Annotated in this window: 17 protein-coding genes and 1 pseudogene; 5 read left to right on the forward strand and 13 right to left on the reverse strand. The window is 49.8% G+C overall.

Annotated elements, in window-relative coordinates:
• The first annotated feature begins 28 nt into the window (after nucleotides 1-28).
• Nucleotides 29-2,899: a serine/threonine-protein kinase gene (locus tag Q1A48_RS13030; protein WP_299945542.1), complete on the forward strand. Its 2,871-nt coding sequence runs from the start codon at nucleotides 29-31 to the stop codon at nucleotides 2,897-2,899.
• Between the two features lie 57 nt (nucleotides 2,900-2,956).
• Here the strand turns inward: Q1A48_RS13030 and Q1A48_RS13035 are convergent, their stop codons facing one another.
• Nucleotides 2,957-3,457: a hypothetical protein gene (locus tag Q1A48_RS13035; protein ID WP_299945545.1), complete on the reverse strand. Its 501-nt coding sequence runs from the start codon at nucleotides 3,455-3,457 to the stop codon at nucleotides 2,957-2,959.
• 1,064 nt (nucleotides 3,458-4,521) lie between these two features.
• Here Q1A48_RS13035 and Q1A48_RS13040 point away from each other — a divergent pair.
• From Q1A48_RS13040 to Q1A48_RS13055, 4 genes and pseudogenes are all read left to right on the forward strand, one after another.
• Nucleotides 4,522-5,436: a DUF6345 domain-containing protein gene (locus Q1A48_RS13040; protein ID WP_299945548.1), complete on the forward strand. Its 915-nt coding sequence runs from the start codon at nucleotides 4,522-4,524 to the stop codon at nucleotides 5,434-5,436.
• Between the two features lie 33 nt (nucleotides 5,437-5,469).
• Nucleotides 5,470-6,534 carry a hypothetical protein gene (locus tag Q1A48_RS13045; RefSeq protein ID WP_299945550.1) on the forward strand — a complete coding sequence of 355 codons (1,065 nt, stop codon included), beginning with the start codon at nucleotides 5,470-5,472 and terminating at the stop codon, nucleotides 6,532-6,534.
• A 717-nt stretch (nucleotides 6,535-7,251) separates the two neighbouring features.
• Nucleotides 7,252-8,220 (forward strand): NAD(P)-dependent alcohol dehydrogenase, encoded by a 969-nt coding sequence (locus tag Q1A48_RS13050; protein WP_299945553.1) that lies wholly within the window; start codon nucleotides 7,252-7,254, stop codon nucleotides 8,218-8,220.
• Between the two features lie 961 nt (nucleotides 8,221-9,181).
• Nucleotides 9,182-9,394: pseudogene (locus Q1A48_RS13055) on the forward strand (transposase); the annotation flags it as partial.
• A 136-nt stretch (nucleotides 9,395-9,530) separates the two neighbouring features.
• Here Q1A48_RS13055 and Q1A48_RS13060 read toward each other — a convergent pair.
• From Q1A48_RS13060 to Q1A48_RS13115, 12 genes are all read right to left on the reverse strand, one after another.
• Nucleotides 9,531-10,121, reverse strand: a complete 591-nt coding sequence (locus Q1A48_RS13060; protein ID WP_299945555.1) for a carboxymuconolactone decarboxylase family protein — start codon at nucleotides 10,119-10,121, stop codon at nucleotides 9,531-9,533.
• Between the two features lie 17 nt (nucleotides 10,122-10,138).
• The gene (locus tag Q1A48_RS13065; RefSeq protein WP_299945558.1) at nucleotides 10,139-11,545 is read right to left on the reverse strand and encodes a sodium-dependent transporter; all 1,407 of its coding nucleotides are present in this window, start codon (nucleotides 11,543-11,545) and stop codon (nucleotides 10,139-10,141) included.
• 895 nt (nucleotides 11,546-12,440) lie between these two features.
• On the reverse strand, nucleotides 12,441-13,538 hold the full coding sequence (glpQ, locus tag Q1A48_RS13070; protein ID WP_299945560.1) for a glycerophosphodiester phosphodiesterase: 1,098 nt from the start codon (nucleotides 13,536-13,538) through the stop codon (nucleotides 12,441-12,443).
• A 195-nt stretch (nucleotides 13,539-13,733) separates the two neighbouring features.
• Nucleotides 13,734-15,365, reverse strand: coding sequence for a long-chain fatty acid--CoA ligase (locus Q1A48_RS13075; RefSeq protein ID WP_299945562.1), 1,632 nt, complete (start codon nucleotides 15,363-15,365; stop codon nucleotides 13,734-13,736).
• 102 nt (nucleotides 15,366-15,467) lie between these two features.
• Nucleotides 15,468-16,928, reverse strand: a complete 1,461-nt coding sequence (locus tag Q1A48_RS13080) for a M48 family metalloprotease (protein ID WP_299945565.1) — start codon at nucleotides 16,926-16,928, stop codon at nucleotides 15,468-15,470.
• 179 nt (nucleotides 16,929-17,107) lie between these two features.
• A complete protein-coding gene (locus Q1A48_RS13085; protein WP_299945567.1) occupies nucleotides 17,108-17,770 on the reverse strand; it encodes a hypothetical protein in 663 nt (220 codons plus the stop codon).
• 12 nt (nucleotides 17,771-17,782) lie between these two features.
• Complete coding sequence (locus Q1A48_RS13090; protein ID WP_299945570.1) at nucleotides 17,783-18,451, reverse strand: hypothetical protein; 669 nt, start codon at nucleotides 18,449-18,451, stop codon at nucleotides 17,783-17,785.
• A 23-nt stretch (nucleotides 18,452-18,474) separates the two neighbouring features.
• Complete coding sequence (locus Q1A48_RS13095) at nucleotides 18,475-19,479, reverse strand: VWA domain-containing protein (RefSeq protein WP_299945572.1); 1,005 nt, start codon at nucleotides 19,477-19,479, stop codon at nucleotides 18,475-18,477.
• Complete coding sequence (locus tag Q1A48_RS13100) at nucleotides 19,476-20,558, reverse strand: vWA domain-containing protein (protein ID WP_299945575.1); 1,083 nt, start codon at nucleotides 20,556-20,558, stop codon at nucleotides 19,476-19,478. The genes Q1A48_RS13095 and Q1A48_RS13100 overlap by 4 nt, the downstream gene beginning before the upstream one ends.
• Nucleotides 20,548-21,852, reverse strand: a complete 1,305-nt coding sequence (locus Q1A48_RS13105; RefSeq protein WP_299945577.1) for a hypothetical protein — start codon at nucleotides 21,850-21,852, stop codon at nucleotides 20,548-20,550. Before Q1A48_RS13105 ends, Q1A48_RS13100 begins: the two co-directional genes overlap by 11 nt.
• A gap of 49 nt (nucleotides 21,853-21,901) precedes the next feature.
• Nucleotides 21,902-22,696 (reverse strand): MotA/TolQ/ExbB proton channel family protein, encoded by a 795-nt coding sequence (locus Q1A48_RS13110; RefSeq protein WP_299945579.1) that lies wholly within the window; start codon nucleotides 22,694-22,696, stop codon nucleotides 21,902-21,904.
• Nucleotides 22,697-22,719: 23 nt separating this feature from the next.
• On the reverse strand, nucleotides 22,720-22,932 hold the full coding sequence (locus Q1A48_RS13115) for a hypothetical protein (protein WP_299945581.1): 213 nt from the start codon (nucleotides 22,930-22,932) through the stop codon (nucleotides 22,720-22,722).
• Nucleotides 22,933-22,936: the final 4 nt, after the last annotated feature.

Genomic DNA, 22,936 nt, shown 5'->3' on the forward strand with positions numbered 1-22,936 from the left:
AAGGAACGTTAGTTCCGTACAGACCGCTTTGAGCGGTTCACGATTAAAGCCACCGGCTTTGCCGGTGGATATTTACTTAATTGTTACTTTACTTCAAAGAATTCAAAGCTTGACTATGAAAATCACCAAGGAAAGCTGGGAAAGAATACAGGCTATTTTTAGCCAGGTTCTGCAGCAGCCAGAGGAAAATCGCCATACTTTTATTCAACAGGTCTGTGGAAAAGACAGACAATTATGCCGAGAAGTTGAGCTTCTACTGGAAGCAGAGTGCAATGCGCCCACATTTCTCAAAACGTTCGTGCCAAAAGCTAATGCAATTCAAGTTTCATTGCCACTGATTAAAACGGGTGATCGCCTGGGTGCCTATAAGCTCTGTGAAGAAATTGGACGCGGTGGTATGGGCGTAGTATATCGGGCAGAGAGGGAAGAAGGTAATTTCAAACAGGAGGTGGCAATCAAATTGCTTTGTGCGGAGATGGGCGAAGGAAAAATGGGTCTTGAGCGATTCCAGCTTGAGCAGCAAACCCTAGCGTCCCTCAATCACCCAAATATCGTTCAGATGTTCGATGGCGGTGTTACAGAATACCAGCAGCCATACATCATTATGGAGTTTGTCCGCGGTGTAGATATTAATCGCTATTGTGACGAACATGCTTTGGATCTGCGGGCGCGTTTATCTCTTATCTTACAGATTGCTGATGTCTTGAGTTTTGCACATGGCAACCTGATTGTACATCGGGATATCAAGCCTTCCAATATTCTGATTAATAGCGAAGGGCAGGTAAAATTATTAGATTTTGGCATTGCCAAATTTATTTCAAGAGAGCTGGGAAAGGGATTGACGCAGAATGGTGAATTCGTAATGACGCCAGGATTTGCCGCACCAGAACAAATTAAAAAGAAGCATGTTACTATTAGTATCGATATTTACCAGTTGGGCTTAGTGCTCTACGAGCTGATAACCGGGCATAAAGCTTACAGTGACCAGGCAGGATCGCTGTATGAGTTAGCACAGATAATGTGCGAAGGTTGCCCTACATTACCCAGTGAAATAGCAAATAAGAATTTACAAAGAGGCGCTTTTCCAAGTAAAAAACTTCGTGGTGATCTGGATGCGATTGTGTTAAAAGCTCTGCGTGCAGAACCAGAACATAGATACAGCTCAATGCGGGGGTTTGCTACTGATATTCAAGCCCACTTGGACGGAAATTTGGTTTATGCACGCCAGGGGAGTTTCCGCTATCGAGTACATAACCGCATTCGCAGGCACTGGCGGGCGCTGTTTATATCTGTGTCTTTTCTATGTATTATAATGGCATACACAATAACGGTAACCATTCAATCACGTAGCGTTCAACGGGCGTTAGAGAGAAGTGTATTTGAGGCACAGAAGGCCCAGCAGGTATCCGATTTTTTAATCAATATATTTAAACACTCAGATCCGAATGTTTCTGGATTAGATAAAATCAGTGCTCAGCAATTGTTGGAAAATGGCCAGGAGAAAATTCATGCAAGTCTCAAAAAAGCACCGGCAATTCGTAGCCATATGCTGGGCGTTTTAGGGACAATTTATTATAGTCAAGGGGTATACAATAAAAGCGAGGAGCTGCTAAGGCAGGCTTTGGAACAACAGCGCAAGCTGACTAAAAATGATTCACTAAAACTTGCCGATACAATGACCAAATTGGCTATTAACCTGAGTTCTATGAATCAGTATGAGGAATCAGAACAACTATTACAAGAAAGTCTTGCTATTTATCAGAATAGTAGGCGGAAATCTGTGCTCGAAAGTAACAAAGTTAACCAAGCAGAAACTCTCAATGCATTTGCCAATCTATTTCAGAAGCGGGGAGATTTTGAAAAAGCGGGATTCTATTTTAAGAAGGCAATAGATTTAGTAGAGGAAATTCCTGGAGGACAGAATGAAATGGCCGTTGCTTTCAATGGACTAGGTAATATTCATTACTATCAGGGGCGTTTTGAGGAAGCCACGGCACATATGCGAAAAGTAATACGCATTCAAAAAATCATCCACGGTGAAAAACACTCATATTATACTATAGCCTTAAACAACCTGGCCACGATGCTTACGGACTTGGAGCGCTTTGAGGAGGCCGCTGAGCTCAGTAGGCAGGCTTTGTCTATTCAGCAGCACATATTGAGCGCCGATCATCCATATGTAGGTGATTCGTTGCGGGCCTTGGGTGTATTGTCTCATCGAAAAGGAGACTTCGAAACTGCAGTAATCTATTTGCAACAGGCCTTGCGTGTCAAGCGCTCACAAAACCAACAAATTAATATCAGAATCGCTTTTGTCTTGCTTTGGTTGGGTGCCGTTTTGCAAGATAAAGGCGAACTTGATGCCGCTGATCGACATTATAAAGAAATGATAGAAATTTTCCGGAAGTTGAAAGTAGCAGACAAAATTATGGGCCGAGGATTGTGCCAGCCTGCTTCTTTGGCGATGGCAAAAGGAGATTGGGAAACGGCCGGACAGCTTTATACCAGGGCTCTCGATTTATTGCCCGAAACCGGAGTGCGTACCTCTATAGCCCAGCTCGGCCTGGCCAGAGTGCTGCTAGCCGAAAATAAAGAATTATACAGAGCAGAAGCGCTAGCTAAGGCAGCTTTGACCAGCAGACAAGCAAAATTTACTATCGGCCATAGTATGATTGCTGAAGCCGAAGCGGTGCTTGGACTAATCCAAGCAGCATACACTCCCACTACGGCAATACTCCGATTAGAGTCTGCTGATACTATATTGCAATCTCACCCTTTGTTTTTAAAGCGTCATAGTATGCACAACCTTGCTAAGCAAGTTAAACAGGCACTGAAACATTTAAACAATCATAGCGAAATTCTGGAGGAAACAACAGGTGTGCCCGTGAGCACACCATAACTTTCAGTTGATTTCGACATGTTTGGTAAGGGGAAGTTCTATTTCCTCCGGGAAAACTTACAGTGGATCAGTTCTTTCTGGAGGACCCAGTGCTTGGCAGAGAAACACCGGCCTATAGGTTAAAAATAATTCTCCAGTTCTATTATGCGAGGGATATTTCCCAACTATAACTTGAGATGGTTCTGGGCAACCGATATAGCCAGGGACTAACCACAATTTATCACTCTGCGAGTTATTGCAACTGAAATACGTACTTCCACAAGAGACAACTGAGTGGCTTGGTAAACAAAATCCTCCTTGATCATAGCGTTGCCAAAATTCCGGGCACGCTCCCTCAGGTGCTTCTACTGGCGGATTGGGGCTTAGCAAATCCTGTAGATTTACACATTCCCTTATTCCCGGCGGACGGAAAAACCCCTGATTACATTCTTCACTATTATAAACTGGCAACACTATCTCTGAGTCATCATGATCTGTACTGAATGCTGCAGTATTACCTAAAGAAAAAACAAGGATAAAAATTAGTGAGATAATAGACCTTTCTGTGTACTGTTTCATATCGTTTATCCTAGATAAATAAGGTGTAAGTTATTTGTTCATATTGTTGATGTTAGCAATTCGTATGGTTCACAGCCCATACACAATTTAAATCTTTAAACAAAATTTGATGGTAAGGTTTGTGTATGGGTCACAAAACTTGTTGATAAGTTGGCTATAAGTAATCTCGCAATACTGGCGAGTATTCGTGTAATAATATTTATCAAAGTACCAATTCCCTATATGCTCTGAATGGGATAGGCGCTGATCATCATTTGTCCAATCCCATTATTTTAAAACAGAATCTAGTAAAAAAACCGGACAAATTTCTCGATCTTTTTAATCTGTTTTCTTTCTGCCAGAATTTGCTGGAGTATTTTTCGGGGCACTACCGTTGCATCGGAAGTCTCAAATTTTGTGACGGTCGTAGGATTTTCTGAGCCACCCATTGTATTCAATTTTCAGGTATAGCATTAGATCTGTACATATGGAGCCTGTACGGGTGTACCTAGCAGGTTTCTAAAAAGGCTTACTTTGTTTTCTTAGCCTAGGAAGGCCGCGCACCTTCTACAAAAAATCAAGCAGCCATACGCTTGACTGTCAGATCCAAGATCTCTATTTGGGATAGCAGGCTACTGACAAAGTATTTTTCAGCAGCCTGGTAACACATGTTTTCGCCGTCTTTCTCTATCACTAAATAACCGGATGCTCACTGGTTAGCTCAAGATTGAATCCGGGTATGGTGAAAGCAGAGTCAATGATGTCAAAGTGGAACAACTATTTAATAGTTGTCCAGGATAATTTTCTGCCTTAATAGGGCTGCGCCATCTAGAGAAAAGAACAGACCTTATGATCCTTCCGGTGACAATCAGTTTTGTCACTGAGGGGTGGATTGCGTTGTATTTTGTGCCAAGCATCAAATTAATGTCCGGTTCTTATCTTTGACTCTGTATTACCTTTTGCAAGTGTTGGTATTAATCCTTCGCTTGGAGTTTTTGTTTTTCCGAATCATAAGCATAAATCGGAATGGATTAATTGACTCTTATTCAATCCACAGTTAGATCAATCAAGAGGGAGAATGTAAAGTGATTAAATATATCAGGCGAGTTTCTAATCTGATTGTGATTATTTCAGCTGCAACATATTTTAATAGTATGAATGTATTTGCTATGGAGGCAAAAGTTTTTGCGATCAGTGACTTTGTTCCTGCCGCAGCTGGCGGCTGTAATGGTAATGATATGGCATTCTGGGATAATATGGTTGATCGATGGTACGACAAAATGGGGGCAAAAGGTCATATCAAAGACGGTCAGTATACAAATGGCTTTATGACTATTAAGCGTTTTTGTGATCCCGATATTATAACAGGGTGTAACGATCATAATTTCCTTGATGAAGCCGATGCGGCGATGATAGCCACCCACGGTTCAGATAGTGGAGATCATTGGGCTGGAACAATGCGTAGACCCTGGTCTGGACATTGCAAACTGGATGCGGGTGGAACTGCAACGGATATGGCAGTTGGCGATTTCGATTTAGAATTTATTCATTTTTCTTCTTCTTATAGCGCTGACGATGATAATTTATCCGGTATCCGCGAAGCTATGTACGATGTTTCCGACACTGCGGTAAACGGCCGACGCGCTCATCAATGGGATGGCTTTCATGGGGTTATGTGGATTTCTCCTTCTTTTGCGAATGACTACAAAAATTTCGCTGATGATGCACATTCGATTTCTATGTCTAGCGCATGGGTCAACAATATGTACGACTCAACTGTTGATTGTAATTGGAATGATCCTTTTAACTGGTTTGGGAGCTGTCAAGAACAATGTCCAGTTGCATACAGTATCTCTTCCACAATAATTAGCGTGGTCAATCGATTAAACAATGAGCGCTATAACAATGTATATTCTGATCCAAATGGAAAAAATTGGTATGCGTATAAGTATATCCGTAAATGTAATCCTATTGGTGAAACAGCATTCAATCCCAACTAGCAACTCCACTTAATTCATATAAGGAATGGTCAAATGAAAACTAATCTGATTGTCATGGGCAAGACTTTATATCTTATAGCGCTTTTTTGTATGCCAGTAGTTTTTGCCCAGGCCCAAGATAATCCTGGGAACGACAAAGATCTTTCCAGAGAGGATCTCGAGTATATTATTGAAAGAGATATGCCGAAAGTTCTGGGTGAGAATAATGTAGAGTTGCTCACACAAATGTTACAACCAAATCGTGGAAATTCTCTGTATGAAACCTTTGATGGAAATAAAGCTGTGAATTATCTTTTCAAAGGAAAGGATGTGGTTTATGGGAAGGAATGTGATAAAGAGCTTTATCCTCAGGGCCAGTGCGATGTGGTCAGCGGTTCTTCGAATGGAGAAGAAGAATATTCAAAGTTTAGCTTTAATAACAATTTGTCATTGGCTGATATTCGATTCAGCGACCGGCCCGCCTTCGGGCCAGCTAAAAAGGTGGAAATTTCTAACCAAGAAGCTTTTTATGCAGCTAAAAAATTTCTGATAGATATCTTTGGTATATCCGAAGAAGAAATTCCAACTGCACCAAGCAATGCTAGTAACCCCTACCCGGTGAAGACTGTGAATATGGCCTATTCTGATGGTGCTGGTAGTAGTGGTTTCTTGCCAGTGGAAAAATTGGTTTCTTTCCCTCGCGGTTTATTTGTTAAAGGAGGGCTGGGTTGGATACCCGGGCCAGGCCGTCTCAAAGTAACAATAGACGACCAGGGAATTAATACTGCATCTGTTTCGGGTTGGGCAGACTTGAGTGGCTATGGATTAAATCTAGATCCTAGAGATGCCAAATCACGCAGAGCACTGGTTTCCGAACTGGCTACCCGTTTGCAAGATGAGGGCATTAATAGTTTGAATTCAACCCGAGGCGTACTGGCAATCGCTTTGCCTGTTGGCGCAAAATCTCCAATTCCAGTTTTACGAGTATACGCTGCCGCTTTGGAGAGAGATTTAGATGAAAAATCTCAAGGTAATAATGCCTCTTCGGCCGGAGTTGTATTAGATATTCCACTTTTGGTCAGTATCGATGAAAGTAAATCGATAGGAGATGGGGAATAGCTTCTACTACTTATGATCTTTAGTGAATGGCTCCGCTACTGTTAATAGTGTTAAGCTCAGTTAAGCATGGCTGAGCTTGCTAAGGGAGGCTGTGCTTGATTCAATAATTACGATTGAAGAAACTGTCTTGGCTACAAGTCTCCAGCTGTGTGCAATCATCAGGGTGTGTTTGGCGCCAATTTCCGTGCTTTCTGCTCAAGTGAGTCCTGCTGCAATGGAAAAGAACAGGAGTAAAACAGATAGATTTTTTTTGAACATTTCAAGGCCGTCCCATAGGGGTATGCAAGCCTTTCTAGCAAAGGAATATGACCGGGACATATCAGGGTAAGGCGTGCAGTGTAAGGTGGAGATCGGAGGAATATAGAATATAAGCATCCTTCTTCGGTTTAGCCATACTCTGCCGCCAGAGCGGGAACCAGCTCAGGTCAGGCTGTTCGATCCTTCGCAGATTCGTCTATCCGATTGACAAAGTGACCCAACCACTGCCAACTTCCACATCTTACAGCGGACCGATGGAGCGACTTACGTTTCGCGAAGCATTCTCCAGGACTTTTCAGTCAAACCGAATAAAAAATGATTAACTTTGAATGCTCTCAACTTAAAACCTGGGACTTGATCAGTAAACAACTTCAGGAAGTTCGAGTAGAATACTTTGGATCAAGGATAAATAGGTAGTTTATAATTCCTATACCCTCACGGCAATTAAGAGAACACAGCATGAAAGCTGCAATCTATACCCAATATGGATCCCCCGACGTACTTCAGCTTAGAGATGTGGACAAACCCGTGCCGAAAGACACAGAAGTCTTAATCCGTGTGCACGCCACGTCAATTAACGACTGGGACTGGGGCTTGCTCAACGGTGATGCGGTCAACCGATTAATTAACGGAATTTTTAAACCGAAAAAGATGAACATACTTGGCTCCGACATTGCGGGTCGTGTCGAAGCTGTCGGTAAGGCGGTCACATGTTTTAAACCGGGTGATGACGTGTATGGTGACCTGGCGGGTCGATTTGGTGGATTTGCCGATTATGTTTGTGCACTGCAAAACCAGGTGGCCAAGATGGCAATAGGCATGTCCTTCGAGCAGGCCGCGGCGATCCCCCAGGCCGGGATGCTGGCGCTGCAAGGCTTGTTCGATATCCTGCCCTTAAAAGATGGACAGAAAGTCCTTATCAACGGTGCCGGAGGCGGAGTGGGCACCTTTGGTATTCAATTTGCCAAGCAATTCGATGTTGAGGTCACCGGCGTTGATAGTACTGGAAAATTGGAACTTATGCGCCGGATTGGGTTTGACCACGTTATTGACTATACCCAAGAGGATTTCACCCAAAGCGGTCGGGAATACGATTTAATTGTCGATGCCAAAACAAACCGCTCTTCGTTTGTCTATTTGCGTGCGCTCAAGCCCAGCGGGGTTTACGCAACGGTGGGTGGGCGTGTCCCACGTTTGCTGCAAGTCGCTTTATTCGGAAAACCCATTCAATGGTTAACCGGAAAACAAACTCGCATTGTTGTTTTGCGAGCGAATCGCGATTTGGCCTATATCAATGAACTTTTCGAGGCAGGTAAACTGACCCCCGTTATCGACGGCCCTTACACATTAAATCAACTGGCCGATGCGTTTCGCCATTTTGGCAGGGCGGAACACCAGGGAAAAATTGTGGTTACGATACCCGCTTGATCGTTTTGGTATGAGCTGAAAAAAGTGCACGATAACCATTCGTGAACATAAAACTGCTGGGCACCTTGTGACTACCATCTTTTTATCAGAGAAGCTTGCCCATTAACGACGCGCAGCCCCAAGCTCGGCCTGCAAGACAAGACAAGACAAGACAAGACAAGACAAGACAAGACAAGACAAGACAAGACAAGACAAGACAAGACAAGGACAATGTCATTGTATTTTTTTGACCGGAACTTCTAACTGAATAGAATACTGAAAATCGTCCAAGAATTTCTCTTGGGTAGTTCTCAGGACAGTAGCTTGGCAAAATTCATCATCGACAGTCAGAATCCAGAGAGGATGGACGTGTTTCGATTGGCATCCTAGCTGCAACTTGGGTCTCTTGAGTAACCGGGATTGGGATAACCTAGATTTATTTTATAAAAGGAGAATGACATGTCATTTAAATGGAATCTGGTCTATTGCAAACCTGGCCAGGATGAAAGAGTAGAAGTCAACCTAGGCAAATTGGGGGTTTGAGGTTTTCAGGCTCAAGTTTGAGATTTAATTTACCGCCTCAGCCCCCACCGTTGCTTGCCACAGCGCAAATGGGAAAACGTGATGCGTAATCCAACGATCATACAACACACGCGTAGCGGGCATATAGCAAAAACCCGACATGCGCATGGTGAGCCTCGCGTCAAGCGGCTGTTACGAAGAAGTCACCATTTCATTAGTGCGCAGTCATGGTGTTTGATGCACCCCGCACGCAGGCGAAACCGGCGTTGGTGTGAGTTGGCACAATTGCGGCTCATTGTGGGTAGCAACCAGCGCGCTCCATGCATTGGTCACAGGCGGAAAGGGTGTTGTTTCCGGATGCTTAATCCACAACGGCTCACGGGTTCTCAGCAGGGTCGCAAGCTAAATCTTACCAGGGCGAGAAGATAAGGCCAGTACCAGTAGTCGAGTGGCCAGCTTCGCAGACTTTTCTCTACATGCCGGTGTAATGGCTGAAGCGCATCAGCAGGATAAAGTCGAGCGTCCATGGCGCTATGTTTGTCGCCCTGCGGTTTCAGAAAAGCGCTTATCGTTGACGGCCAATGGACAGATTCGCTACGCGCTAAAAACACCGTATCGCAATGGTACCACCCATGTAACTTTTGAACCGCTGGATTTTATGGCTAAACTAGCGGTTTGATTTGTCTTAGTTTTTCAGCCGGATCTAACCGCTTTTTTCAGTAGCAGATCATGACCCGGCGCGTGCTCGAGTATGTCTGGGTAGAGCAACCGGTGGATCGGGCCTTTTAGCAGGCACAGTGCGCGCAGCTTCAGCCGTGCTTGCCAGGATTCCAACCCGTTGCGGCGAGGTAGCGCTGCCCCGACTCTGCAGCGGGCGCCTCCAGTTCCGTACCCATCGAGTCGTTCCAGCGGTTCAGATAACCAAACAGTGCAACCACAGCCAGAATTTCGACGATTTCGCCATCGTCCCAATATTTCCTGAGCTGTTCGTCAATCTCCTCGTTGACACCGTTCGGTACCGAGGAGGCCGCGATGGCGAAGTCCAGTGCGGTGCGTTCGGCGTCGGTAAACAGCGAGCTTCGGGGATATTCCCAGATGTGCTCGAGTTTCTCGTCCGGCTCGCCGTAACGCTGGGCAGCCCGGATGGTGTGGGCCTGGCAGTATTGGCAGCCGGCGGCATGGCTGGCGACATAGCCGATCAGTCGTTTCAGGCCACTGGTGACGCGCCCGTGGTTCTCCATCACCGCCTTGTTGAGATTGATAAAGGCTTTGGCGATCTCCGGGCGCCGTTGCATCGTGAGGACGCTGTTGGGACAGAAGCCGAGAGTCTCATTGAAGAAGGCGGCGAGCTTGGCGACCTCTTCATTGTCGTCGGGGGAGAGAGGGAGGATCAGCGGCATATGGTCTCCATTTTTGTTCAGAAAAGGCTGGCGATAAAGATCGCTGCGATAGCGACTGGCACAAAGTAGCGGGCGAGCAGCCTCCAAGTTGGATACAGCACACCGTTGGCGCTACCGAACTCTTCGCGGCGCAACTGCTCACCGACCTTCCAGGCCACGAAAATCGATACCAGCAGCGCACCGAGTGGCGAGGCGAGATTGGCGACCAGGTGCTCGAGCCCCTGGAAAATCGACAGGTCCCGCCAGGGCGGTATCCACGCGAGCGGCCGCACATGGGACCAGATATTGAACGAAAACACCGTCGACAATCCCACAAACCAGGCCACGGCCCCGGCACTGAGCGCAGCGCGCTTACGCGAAAGGCCGCGATGCTGTTCAAGCCAGGAGACGGCCGGCTCGAACATCGAAAAAGCCGACGTCAGAGCCGCGAGCAGCAACAGCACGAAAAACAGGGTGCCGAAGAGCGCGCCGCCCGGGATCTGCCCGAAAGCGACGGGCAGCGTTACGAAGATCATTCCGGGACCGCCAGAAGGTTCGAGACCGAATGCGAACACGATCGGAAATATCACCAGCCCGGTCAGGAGTGCGACCAGGGTATCGGCACCGGCGATAACACTCGCGGTGCGCGGAATCGATGCTTCGCGCCGCAGGTAAGAGCCATAGACAACCATGCCCGCACCGCCGACGCTGAGGCTGATCAGGGCCTGGCCGACGGCGAGCAGCAGCACGTCGGCGTCGAGTTCGGAGAAATCCGGCTGGAATAGAAAACGCGCCGCTGCCGCGCCGTCGCCGACCGACATCGAATGCACCACCAGCACCACCAGCAGTAGGGCGAGCCCCGGCATCATCCACTTGACCGCAACCTCGATACCGCGGCGGATGCCGAACGCGACCACCACTAACGTGCAGCTCATAAAGGCGCCGTGCCACAGGGCCTGGCGCAGCGGGTCGGCTTTCAACGCATCGAACAGCGCCGCCGAGGTGTCTGCTTCCAGGCCGGCGAAGCGGCCGCTCAATGCCTTGAACAGATAATCGAAGATCCAGCCTGCGACCACGCTGAAAAATGTCAGTAACAGGAATGTGGTCAGCACCAGCAGCCAGCCGAGTTGCCGCCACCGCCGGCTGAGCCCTTCGGTGGCGGCGATGCGCTCGAAGCAGTGATCGGGACTCGCCTGCCCGCGGCGGCCGACCATAATGGTTGCGATTAGCGCCGGCAGCCCTATACTCAGCACGAATAGCAGGTAGACGGCGATAAAGGCACTGCCGCCGTTCTCCCCCGCAACATAGGGGAATCGCCAGATATTACCGAGGCCGACGGCGCTGCCGAGCGCGGCCAGCACGAAGACCATGTCCGAAGACCACTGCTCGTGCCCTCTGCGGGCGACCTCTTCCGTCCTTGCAGGCTTCTGGGCGACCTGTTCCATTCCTGCATGCCTTTGTCGGTTTGGGAATAGGGAATATAAACACCCTTTTTTACCAAATTCAACGAACGGGACCCAGCGTTCGGAAATATCGTTTTCCAGCTTCTGTAAGAGCTTTCCGTGCTCCACGTTGCTGTCGCAGCCGCGAACACCAGCGCGCTGGAACTGGAGCTGCTTCCAAAGGTTTCCGCCACAATGACCACCTGCCCGAGGGCGGACAAAAAATCTTCTGAATGCAGGCTGCTTCAAAATAACGGTCACAGTGACTGAAATTCCCACTGGTATCTGGTCATATTGCCTGTGAAACTGCAGCACTATCCAGGTGGGCGTATCTCCAGGGGGTTCTCACTCCGCCGGTTGGTATACCTTTGCGGTGCAGCCAGGGCAGCGTCACTTCCAGTGTTGCGTGACTACGGTAGCACCAGTACAGAGCGGAAGCTCACTGGCTTGCCGTACTGGTTGCGCTTACACAGCCATGGTGTAGTCCATGTTTGGTTTTCGCGGTGATACCCGCGAACGCTGAGTTACATGGCGCTTCGCGGGTGGAGCGATAATCGTTGCGGTATTTTTTATCTGTTTATTTTTCTTTAGACTGCGTCGGTGAAGCGGCCGGGCACTTTGGCAGCAGACCTACCGTAATCCCTTTTTGTAAGGAATTCAATCAAGGTAAAGCTTTAGATGGCACTGAATTCATCTCCCCACCGGTTGGCGAGGTCTAATTCTGCGCACCAGGGCATCAGCTATCCGACCCCTGGGTATCCAGGGCCTGTTCGGTAAGGGATACCCGGGTCGCATTTCAGTATTGGAGTGCCCTTTTTAAATAAACCGCCGTCTACAGACCTGCAAGTACGGTGATGTAGGATTGGCGAGCTGGAATCCCACCTTTTCCCGATGGTTTTTACCTGGCGTGGGGTCGTACGCGCACGCTGGACAGATAATTCACCACTTTATCCGGGTGGTCAGTAAAGAGACCATCGACGTGCAGTTGGGTTATAGCGAAGTGTAAAAACCGGTTGAAGTTCTCAAACGCCTCCGGGATTTTTTCCGGATCGGCGCGGAAGGTATAGGAGTGTACCTGTAGCTGCCTGCGGTGCGCACGGCGCACAACATTGTTTGCACGGGGTTGGCCGTTTTTGTATTCCATCAGCATCGGGTACCAGGGGCCGATCCCGTCTGCATAAGTGGCGATCTTGCGCAACCCGCCCGGCTCCAGCATCCAGTCATAATCATAATGTTGGATGGCACCGTCAATTTCAATCTTTTTTTCCCCCCAGCTTGTTGCAGCAATCAGCTGCACCAGGGGCAGGTCCATACCTAGAGTCGGCATCAGTTCGAACTTGATCCGCTGTAGTTCCTCTGCATCAAAGCACTGTAGGAATACTTTTTGTTGCCCGCTGGTATAGCCGTATTGCTTGAGTATTTCCAGCGCAATGGCAGCAATATCCCTGCCCTCCCAATGGTGGAAATAGGGTTTTTTGATTTCCGGGTAGATGCCGATATCGTAGCCGAGGGATTTATTCAGCCCCTGTATCAGTTCGATTTCCTCCTCGAAAGTAGAGAGCTGGAAACTGGATTTCCACACAGGAAATCGATGCGGATACTTTGCTTGAGGGCCATCCTTCCCCATAACAAAAGCCTCGCTAACCTGCAATTTTTTTAACTCTTCCAGGGTGAAGTCAATGGTGTAGTAGTGGCCATCTTCCCGGGCGCGGTGGGCGAATACTTCGGCAACATCGGTGGTGCTGTCCAGGGTGATATCATGCATGACGATCAGGCGATTATCCTTGCTGAGCACCAGGTCCTGCTCGATATAATCCGGGCGCATGCCGTAGGCCAGGGATTTGGCCTCCAGTGTATGTTCCGGCAAATAGGCCGATGCGCCGCGGTGCGCAATCACCAGGGTGTTTTTGACGTTGCTCTCAGTGCTCTCCGCGCAAGTGAGCCCCGCCGCAATGGAAAAGAACAGGAATAAAACAGATAGAATTTTTTTGAACATTTCAAGGCCGTCCCATAGTGGTATGTAAGCCTTTCTAACAGAGCAATATGACAGGGATATATCAGGGCAGGGCGCGCAGTGTAAGGCGGAGATCTGTTGAGCCTGGTGTGGGGCACTGTGACTGGTTTCCCTGCAACCAGGCAAACTTTCAGGCACTTCCCGCCTACAGGGCGTGTTAAACATTTGGTTGGCTGATCACACGGTTTCTTCCCTGGGCCACAGGTGCTCTGTGAACTGTTGGCGCAGTGCTTTTTTACTGATTTTGCCCGTGGCTGTGTGGGGCAATGCGTCGACGATTACGCAGTCATCGGGAATCCACCATTTGGCGAACTGGTTTTGGAAGGCACTGAGAATTGTATCCGGGGCGAGGCTGGTGTTCGCTTCGGGTACAACTATCAGCAGTGGGCGCTCCGCCCACTTTTCGTGGGGTACACCGATCACGGCTGCCTCCGCGACACCTTCCAGAGTCATGGCGTAATTTTCCAGTTCGATTGAGGAAATCCATTCGCCACCCGACTTGATGACATCTTTGGTACGGTCGGTAATAGACAGGTAACCGAGGGGGTCTATGGTGGCGACATCGCCGGTATCAAACCAGCCATCCGTGGTCAGAGCCGATTCTTCCGCCTTGTAATAGCGCTCGCAGACCCAGGGGCCGCGCACTTGCAGGGCACCGAAGGCGCGGCCGTCGTGGGGCAGGAGGCTGCCCTGGGGATCGAGAATTCGCATCTCCACACCGAGCCCGGCCCGACCCTGTTTCAGACGCAGGTTTTTGGCTTCCTCTGGTGGGATTGACTCCGCTACTTGTGCGTTGTAGGTGCCGAGTGGGCTCATCTCGGTCATACCCCAGGCGTGGTGGGTGTAGACGCCGTGTTTCTGCTCGAATTCCTGCATGATGCTCCAGGGGCAGGCGGAACCGCCAACCACCACACGATTGAGGCTGGGAATGGTTTCGCCACTTTCGCGCAGGTATTTGAGCAGCGCCAACCAGACGGTGGGAACACCAGCGGCAATAGACACTGATTCCTCCTGCATCAGTTTGCTCAGGGTTTGTCCACACCCCATCCTGGGGCCGGGCAGGACCAGTTTGGCACCTACTGCCGGCGCGGCATAGGGGATAGCCCAGGCGTTGACATGGAACATGGGCACAACTGGGAGAATGGCTTCATTGTGCCGGATGGCAAAGGCATCCGGCATCAGCACACCATAGGTATGCAGGGCCATTGCGCGGTGGGAATAGAGCACACCCTTGGGCTTGCCCGTAGTGCCTGAGGTATAGCAGAGGGCCGCTGCACTCTCCTCGCGCAAATCCGGCCACTGGTATCCGCTCGACCCGGAAGAGAGAAGCTCCTCATAGCAGAAATAGCCCGATGGCAAATTTGCGGGCATATGCGCCCTGTCGGTCAGGACGATAATGCCTTCAACCGCGCTGAGTGTTTCCGCGATGGCCTGTACAAGTGGTACAAAGACCGGATCGATAAAAAGCCAGCGGTCTTCGGCGTGTTGGATAATATAGCCAATCTGCTCGGGGAAGAGACGCGGGTTAATGGTATGGCAGATGAGACCGCTGCAGGAAAGCGCATAGTAGAGTTCAAAATGCCGGTGGTCATTCCATGCCAGGGTGCCGATACGGTCACCACTGACTGCACCGAGCTCAGTCAGTGCATTGGCGAGCTGGCCCGCGCGTGCAAAAGCCTGTCGGTAGGTGTAACGATGTCTTGGATTGTCTGCGGTTACTGAGACGATCTCACTGTTTGGCGCATTGCCCAGTGCTTGGCGCATAATCCCGGTGAGAGTGAGTTGTGACTGCATCATCAAACCGTGCATCACTAACCTCCTATTATTGTATTTGTTGCGACCTGTGCGTCCAACGGATCAGGTGATCAGGTGGAGGAAGGCTGCCTGGAGTCGTGCGGATAACCGAGGTGATTACTGCACAATCTTGATCCACTGGCCGGATTTGGGTTCTCCACGGGGGTAGTACCCATTTAAAAGCCGCAGTTGCTCCTCTGCGTAATCACCGATTTCCATATGTTTAGCCAGGGAGGCAAAAGTGGTTTTTTCGTTTGCTTTTACATAGCGAAGACGCCTGATCTCTTTCTTCACCATATCAGTTTTGCGCAGGGGGCGGAAGCTGCGAATGCTGGTCAAAAACAGGTTGTCGTAGCCTTCGAGGGATTCTTTGTTCTCGATCGCGGGATCAGCTACCTTGCCTTCGAGCATAAACTGACGACTCCCATAGTAAATGACCGCGACTCTATCGGGCGCTGCACTCCCCTTTTTCGTAGCGGGTAATTTTCCTGTATGGCCCACAAGTCTATATTGCGTCAACTTTTCATCCTGTTCCAGTTTGCCTATAGCGTACTCTTCCCGAAGGGCCATATCCGCGGGCTGGTTACCATTGCGCTGGGCCACCTTGACGGTAATCGTTGCTTGGTTGTCCGGGGCAGTGCCAATAATTTCGGAGCGTTGGTTTGTCACTGTCCAGCCATCGGGAAACAGAAGGGAAAAACCCAGGCGTTTATGATTAAAACGGTTTTTTTTCGACTGTCTTGCATTGTCTCCATAGACCAGTCCATCGGTCTTCTCCCGGTAGTAGGCCACTTTGGTGGCACTGTCCGTTTCCGGTAATTTGCCCGCTGCTTTCACCACTTCCTGTAGGCGGATATCGTTGCGGGGGTGTGTGGAGAAGACACCGTGATAGGTCTGCTGCTTCTTGCCCTCTATGCGGGCGCGGCGCCGGGCAAAGGTCTCCTGGTCTTTTAGCAGGCCGATGACATTCATCATGGCTTCAGGGTCATAGCCTGCATTGAACATATACTGGGCGCCAAACCGGTCGGCTTCCAGTTCCATCTCACGTCCGTAGCCCTTTACTGCGGCAGTGGTCCACAAGTTGGCAACGTCGCCGACCACACCGCTGCCGGTGACCAATACCGAAAGTACCGATGCCACATTGGCGCCGGTGGCTGCCGTTTTCTGACGCACTGCGTGGCGTGCAGTGATATGGCCGATTTCATGGGCGAGGACAGCTGCCATCTCTGCCTCCGAATGCAGATAGGTCAGCAGGCCCCGGTTGATATAAATATACCCACCGGGCAGGGCAAAGGCATTGATATCCTGGCTGTCGATAATGGTGAAATGGTACTTGATGTCGGGTCGGTCGCTGGCGACGGCCACTTTTTGCCCCACATGGTTGACGTAAGCAGTGAGGACGGGGTCGTGATAAATCGGGGTGCTTTCAATCAGTTTCTCGTGCATCTCCTTGCCGATGGCGATCTCCTTATCCTCAGACATGAATACCAGGTCTGGTCGGTTCGTTGCCGGATTAAATGCGCATCCTGTATTCACCACAATCAACGTAATGGCGAACAGCCGGTAAAGATGGTTCATTAGCTTCTGCCTCCCTGAGTATTTGTTGATTCGGCGATCAACATTTATTTGGCTGTGCGTCCTGAAATACAATCCTTGCGGTAGCTCAAAGACCTGCACCTGTCTAGGGTTGGTGATGGTACCTCCCCGGTACCGGATTCCTGTTGCAATTTGTTTGGTCTTTTTTGAATTAGTACTTTTTACGAACTGGCGCCACGCAATGGCATCAAGAACTGTTGCAATTGTGCCGCCATGCCTTTACAAGCGTTGTTTTTGACTCTGGCAATCAGAGGAATCGGGATAACAATGGCGGGCATATAGGAGGTTCCCTTGGCATCCGCACTCAATTTTCCAGACAGCTCCCGGTCGCGAAAATCCCAGATGGAAGCTTCGTAATCGGATTCCTTGTCCCAGGTGCCGAAACCAAAGCAGCCCGCACCGCCAGTACTGATGGTGCAACTAATTGAGCCGGCACTGGCTGTCGTCTCCGTGGAGCCATCTATCCAGATTATATATTTTACCCCGTATGCCTCCATGCGCTCGCGCACACCAGCGTTTTCCAGCAGGCGATCGAGCGAGCGCACATGCATGGGCGCCGTGCGCGGCTCAAACCAGGGATACATAATGTCTACGAATTCCTTTTCTGGAATAATATGGACACCCAGCTCGGGGTTGTGCAGCTCGCTGCCAACACAGGAGATCAGGTCGGGTTCGGTTTCGTAGTCGCTGGAATGGCGGCGGCCCAGGATGACAACCGAGTCACCCATGGCAAGTTCGCCGTCGCTACGCCGGTACTCATCGATAACGATAGTGGTACAACCACTTAGGAAAATCAACGTAGAAACAAATACTGGCTTTAACACGACATACTCCCTCTATTCAAACTTTCTGGATTTCACTTTGAACTCCTGCAGAGATGCAGCCCTGAGTTTTCCGGAAAGGAACGCCCGAAGTTCAGGCACTTTTTCGAAACCCGTGTAGAGGGTTGCTCCCGCGTCACGCAGGGCAATATTGATTGCCTGGGCCAAGGCCTGTTCCTGGGTTTTCAGGAAGGCCGTGGGGGTTTTTCCATAGGCGGTAATCACCCAGTTGGCGAGCTGCTCCCCTTGGGGGTCGTAGGCATTGATCTCGTATTTGATCCACACTTCAAAAATATTCACCCGGGTTTCCCGCGGCATGGTGAATTGAAGCTCGCGCACTTCTGGCACTATGACTATTTCAACATTGGCGGGAATTTTTTGCGGAAATTGCGACAGGGAAACGGTATTGGAGAACATGGAGCTGAGAACAGTTTCAAACAGTTTCTTCTGCGCCTTGCCGGTACTGATATTCCATTCCTCGCGATCTTCACTGTCTTCGCGATAGGTGTAGTTCTTGAAACCCTCACTGAGAAAAATACCCACGGACAGTGGGATTTGTTCCCCTACGGGTGTAGGATAATCATCCGCCACTTGTACTGTATGGGAGCAAGATGACAATAACAGCAAGAGGCAGGCCATGGCCATCAGACGGATAGGGCAGTACTCCTTTATCCCGTGCTTCATATACTTCTCCAACTATCTGTTTGCTAGCGGAAATCGTTCAGCCCTACAAAGGTACCGCCATTGCGGTAGGTGAGTTCCCGCATAAGGGCTGCAAACCGAAGTCCGGTGGTTTGTAGATGGGGAGGGCGGGAAAACTGTATTGGGAAACCCACCGCATGAATGCGGATATTGCGCTTGTCTTCACCGTGCCGTGCATTTACCCGCTCTACTGCCAGCATGACATTGCGAATAGACTTGCCGGTGAATTCATCACCCAACACATAAATGCTGATTTTTTTGCTGGGATCGTAGAAGCTTCGCACCGCTTTTTGAATGCCTTCCACCGGGCTGGAGTTACTGAATGGGTTCCAGGTCTTGAGGCGCTTGAGGATAGCCTGACGGCGACCAGGGGTATCCGGAATCCACTTGTTACGGTAATTGAAAAACATGTAGTCGCCCATGTCGTTCATTACCTGGATGCCTTTTACCTCGGGGTAGAGGTCCAGCGTATTGACCATTTCATCCATCATGCGTTCCCAGCCGTAATTAAACATACTGCCTGAGGTGTCAACGATGAAAAGAATGTATTCACTGTCTACCGGAATCCCGCCGATGACATTATTTTTACGCTGGTAGTTCTCCCCAAGTAATCGGCGCATTTCATCAGTCATGGTTTGCAAGGCGATGGTCAGTTCGCCTTTCAGCCTGCCTTCCTCGTGTTGGCCTTCAGTTTTGCTGGCATAAACCGCCTGCAGCGCTTCAAGCTCTCCGCGCAGGTTGGCAATGCGCTTGCGCTCAATATCGATCTGTTCGCGCTTGGCATTGAGATCGCGGTTGAGAATCGTGGTTTCGCCGCGGATTTCCATCAGCTGTTGCTGCAATTCAATGACCTGGGCCTCCAGGTCTACCTCACTCTCTTCCAGAACAATGGGTTCGGCAGTTTTTGCAATCATCAACAGCAACACGATGGCGCCGAATCCGCAGCAGATCACGTCGAGAAAGGAAATACTGAACTCTTCCTGTCGCTTTTTTTTTCGTGAACCTATCATGGCCAGTCCCTTGACGGGGCCAGGAAGGAGCCCTGAGTCTGCATAGCCAGTTTCCAGAATTCGCTGGCGGCGAATGGATCTCCCTCCATGGGCGCCAGGATGATGTTGACGGGAATATTCTTGGGGAGCACTTTAACGGCACTTTTGAACAGATTGCGCCTGTTCCTACCGGAAATCGTGCTGCCTCTGGGCGGCTTCATTCCCTGGGTGGGCAAACCATCCGTAATCAGAATAATGTTGTCCGGTAAAGGCGTCATGGCGTGAATGGCGTTGAAAACCCTTTCCAGGCTGGTACCGTTTTCAGGTACTATCTCATTCAGCTCTTTGATGGCCTGATCCAACTGGTCGCGATCATCCACATTGAGCCAGCGGTCTTCCGTACCGGCAATAGCAGCGCGGAATGACGTATTAAAAGTATAGATCTGGTACCGGCTATCCGGCGGTAATTGTGCCGTTAGCCAGGAAACCGTATTGACCGCCCTGCGCCACTTCTCGGTTTGGCGTTTGATCCTTGATGACATATTTCGGGCGCGGATGATTTTTATCAGTTCGTCTCCCAGCATGGAGGCGGATGCATCCAGTAGAATAAGAATGCGGTTGCCTCCCAGACGCAGACCGGTGAGGTATTGGCGATCGCCATCGCCGATATACTTGCGTACATTATTGCCGAGCTTTTTGTTTTCCTTCTCGAGATTTTTCTTGGCCTGCTCTAGCTTTTTCAGCTTATCCCGCAGTCTTTTTATGTCCTCCTGTTCGTCGACACTATCCACTTCGGCGATATTGCCTTTTACCTCTTCTATTTGCTCCAGTATCCGGCGGGCGAGACCCTGTGTTTGGGCCAACTCATCGCTGGTGGTATCCAGGGTATTGCGTGCTTGCACCAGGTGTTCCTGGCCAAATTCGACTTCTTCCTGCAGCAGATTGACTTCGGCGCTCAGGTTCTCGGCTTCGATTTCAATCTCGTGATCTGAGCCATGCTTGATGATTAGGAAGATCAGGGCCACGGCACCAAACCCACAGGACATGATGTCGAGAAAAGAGAGGCTGAAAGTGGAAAAACGACGCTGTTTACGTCTCATAGTGCTCCACACTGATTGCGGTTATCGCATCGTGCCTATCCGCAATCCCAATTCTGTCGCCCGCATTTAGATTGATTGGCGCCGTAATTTCCTCTCCGTTGAGCATCAGGCACACACCGGCGTCCACCCGCAGAGCCAGCCTGCCAGCGTGGTTGGTAACCGTTGCAGCGGGGTGCTCAGGCGGAGTGGAGGTCACCTGAAATTTATCCTCGTGCCAGAAGACAAATAGGGGTTGATGTGCCCCGAGCGCGCGATGCCCGAACAGAAGATGTGTTGCCCCTATCTCAGATGGGCAGTCTACCTGCACGGTGACCTCGTTTTCGGGCAGGGCGCTGACACTATTGATCAGGCGTAGCGCCGGGGTGTCACTGCGCAGTTCCTTCCAACGTCTGCTAATTGATTGAACGATGCAATCTCTGGGAAGAAGATACATGCGTTGCGCCAGTTGGATACCCCCGGGGATTTCTGCCCAGCGATGTGAAATAAATTTTACACTGGCACTTTCCTCAAGGTTTTCAATCATTGCCCGCACCCGTGAAAGTATCGGGGTAGTGGCGTCCTGTAGCTGCCGAAGAGTGACTTTTGCCGTGCGGTCATCCAGTTCTGCTAGTACTTCTCCCTGTCGCATGGCGCGATTTACCCATTGTGGCATCAAATCGTACAGCTGTTGTTCGGACCCGGCGGAATGCAGTGGGTCAAAGCGGCATTGCATAACAAAAGCATCGGTAAATACGCGCGCCCAGGCTTCCTGGAAGTGATGCAAACCGGCATCGGCGATGGCTTCTGCAGCAGTGATTGTTGCCTGCTGACTCACCTCAATGCGGGACACCAGGGTCTGGTGCAGCTGTAATTCGACATGGAGCTGAACACCGGTGGGGGAGAGGTTTCCCGTACAGGCGGTGGCGGTGTCGACCAGGCCGACGACATGAATGCCGCTCTCTTTCAGCACGCCGAGCAGCAGCGCGAGCTGCTCACGGGTAAAGTTTCCGGGCACGGCGACAATCAATTCATCGGGCAGGTCGCAAAGTTCGCTGATCTCCTTCAGGTGGCAGTAGGCAAGATCCGCATGGTGGCGACAGCGCAGGTTCTCGGATTTCAGTGATTCAAGGCTCAATCTGTGCCAAAACTGATTGTTCACCTGGGTGGGGTGGCTGCGTGTGCGCATTTGAGCGGCGGTACCTACGTGGATACTCCGCGGTTCAATCACTGCTATACCTGGGCTCTCCAACACCTCTACAGTGCCGGAGAAAACCCTCAAACCACAGTCATTGATTTCAAGGACACCTTGTCCCATGGATTATTCCTCGCAGCGGTTAAACAAAATACTGGTGTTTGGTGCCCAGTTAGCTGATTTTTAAAAATCGCAGAAGGCGATTGTCACAGTAATTTTGTGTGTCCAAAACCAACCGTTCCTGCATCAGTTGTAACTGGTGGGTAAAAAACATAATGACAATACTGATGACCAAAGCGATGAATGTGGAGTTAAAGGCGACACCCAAACTCACGGTAACGCCAGCAATATCGCCCTCTACGGCCTTGTGTGCCTGCGAAAGTGCTTCGCCGATACCCCGTACAGTGCCGATAAAACCAATCGAGGGAATGGCCCAGGTAATGTAGCGGACCATGGCCAGTTCTGAATCGAGCCGGTCACCCTCGGTTTCACAGACCTCTTTGACTGAATTGGAAACTGCCGCCACATTTTGGGTTGACCCGAACCGTTGCAGCGCAGTGAGCAGGGCCCTGGGGACAAGAAAGCGGCGTTCACTCTCGGGCAGCGCCTGTATCGGGCGGGAGAGATCACGGGTGTCCTCGGGCAATATTGATGTGCCCTCGCTGATATTCAGCAGGGCTTTGTCGAGTAATTTCCGTTCACGCATACTGCGCTGGGCCTTCAGTATCATAATCGCCATCGCCCAGAGCATCAGTACAAAGCAAGCTTCCTGTTCGTAGTCGCGCATCACAATATAGATGGAACGCTGTTGCACGTAGGTCTCACCAGCAGCTTCGCGCGCTAATTGTTCTTCGATTAATGCATCGGCATTGGGGCGGATGATTGCAACATAGATCGCGTGAACAAGAATGATCGAACCCAGAAATGCAAATAACTGGAAAATAAATTCTGATGATTTAAAGTTCATAATTGTACTCTTGGAAATCCTTTCTATATATCCACGGGATAGGAAACCGAGAGGTCCTCGGAAATTTCCTCTGAGGCTTTGTAATCGTCAGAGCGTTTCCCATCACTTTTATTGTTCTCTACCTCATTTTTTTTTTGCACAACGGTATTGTCTGATACCCTTTCAGCGTCCTGTTTATCCTGGGCAAAAAGGGGGAGTGAAAGGAAAAGGAAAAGAATAAGATTGTTGCGGAACATGTCG

The sequence above is a fragment of the uncultured Microbulbifer sp. genome, from assembly GCF_947489355.1.
Lineage (GTDB): Bacteria > Pseudomonadota > Gammaproteobacteria > Pseudomonadales > Cellvibrionaceae > Microbulbifer.

Bases quoted from the DNA above. Each gene is read 5' to 3' on its own strand.
- Q1A48_RS13050 (WP_299945553.1), top strand. From the start codon at position 7,252: ATGAAAGCTGCAATCTATACCCAATATGGATCCCCCGACGTACTTCAG.
- Q1A48_RS13075 (WP_299945562.1), bottom strand. From the start codon at position 15,365: ATGCACGGTTTGATGATGCAGTCACAACTCACTCTCACCGGGATTATG.
- Q1A48_RS13095 (WP_299945572.1), bottom strand. From the start codon at position 19,479: ATGATAGGTTCACGAAAAAAAAAGCGACAGGAAGAGTTCAGTATTTCC.
- Q1A48_RS13065 (WP_299945558.1), bottom strand. From the start codon at position 11,545: ATGGAACAGGTCGCCCAGAAGCCTGCAAGGACGGAAGAGGTCGCCCGC.
- Q1A48_RS13115 (WP_299945581.1), bottom strand. From the start codon at position 22,932: ATGTTCCGCAACAATCTTATTCTTTTCCTTTTCCTTTCACTCCCCCTT.
- Q1A48_RS13105 (WP_299945577.1), bottom strand. From the start codon at position 21,852: ATGGGACAAGGTGTCCTTGAAATCAATGACTGTGGTTTGAGGGTTTTC.
- glpQ (WP_299945560.1), bottom strand. From the start codon at position 13,538: ATGTTCAAAAAAATTCTATCTGTTTTATTCCTGTTCTTTTCCATTGCG.
- Q1A48_RS13080 (WP_299945565.1), bottom strand. From the start codon at position 16,928: ATGAACCATCTTTACCGGCTGTTCGCCATTACGTTGATTGTGGTGAAT.
- Q1A48_RS13110 (WP_299945579.1), bottom strand. From the start codon at position 22,696: ATGAACTTTAAATCATCAGAATTTATTTTCCAGTTATTTGCATTTCTG.
- Q1A48_RS13045 (WP_299945550.1), top strand. From the start codon at position 5,470: ATGAAAACTAATCTGATTGTCATGGGCAAGACTTTATATCTTATAGCG.
- Q1A48_RS13090 (WP_299945570.1), bottom strand. From the start codon at position 18,451: ATGAAGCACGGGATAAAGGAGTACTGCCCTATCCGTCTGATGGCCATG.
- Q1A48_RS13100 (WP_299945575.1), bottom strand. From the start codon at position 20,558: ATGAGACGTAAACAGCGTCGTTTTTCCACTTTCAGCCTCTCTTTTCTC.
- Q1A48_RS13035 (WP_299945545.1), bottom strand. From the start codon at position 3,457: ATGAAACAGTACACAGAAAGGTCTATTATCTCACTAATTTTTATCCTT.
- Q1A48_RS13060 (WP_299945555.1), bottom strand. From the start codon at position 10,121: ATGCCGCTGATCCTCCCTCTCTCCCCCGACGACAATGAAGAGGTCGCC.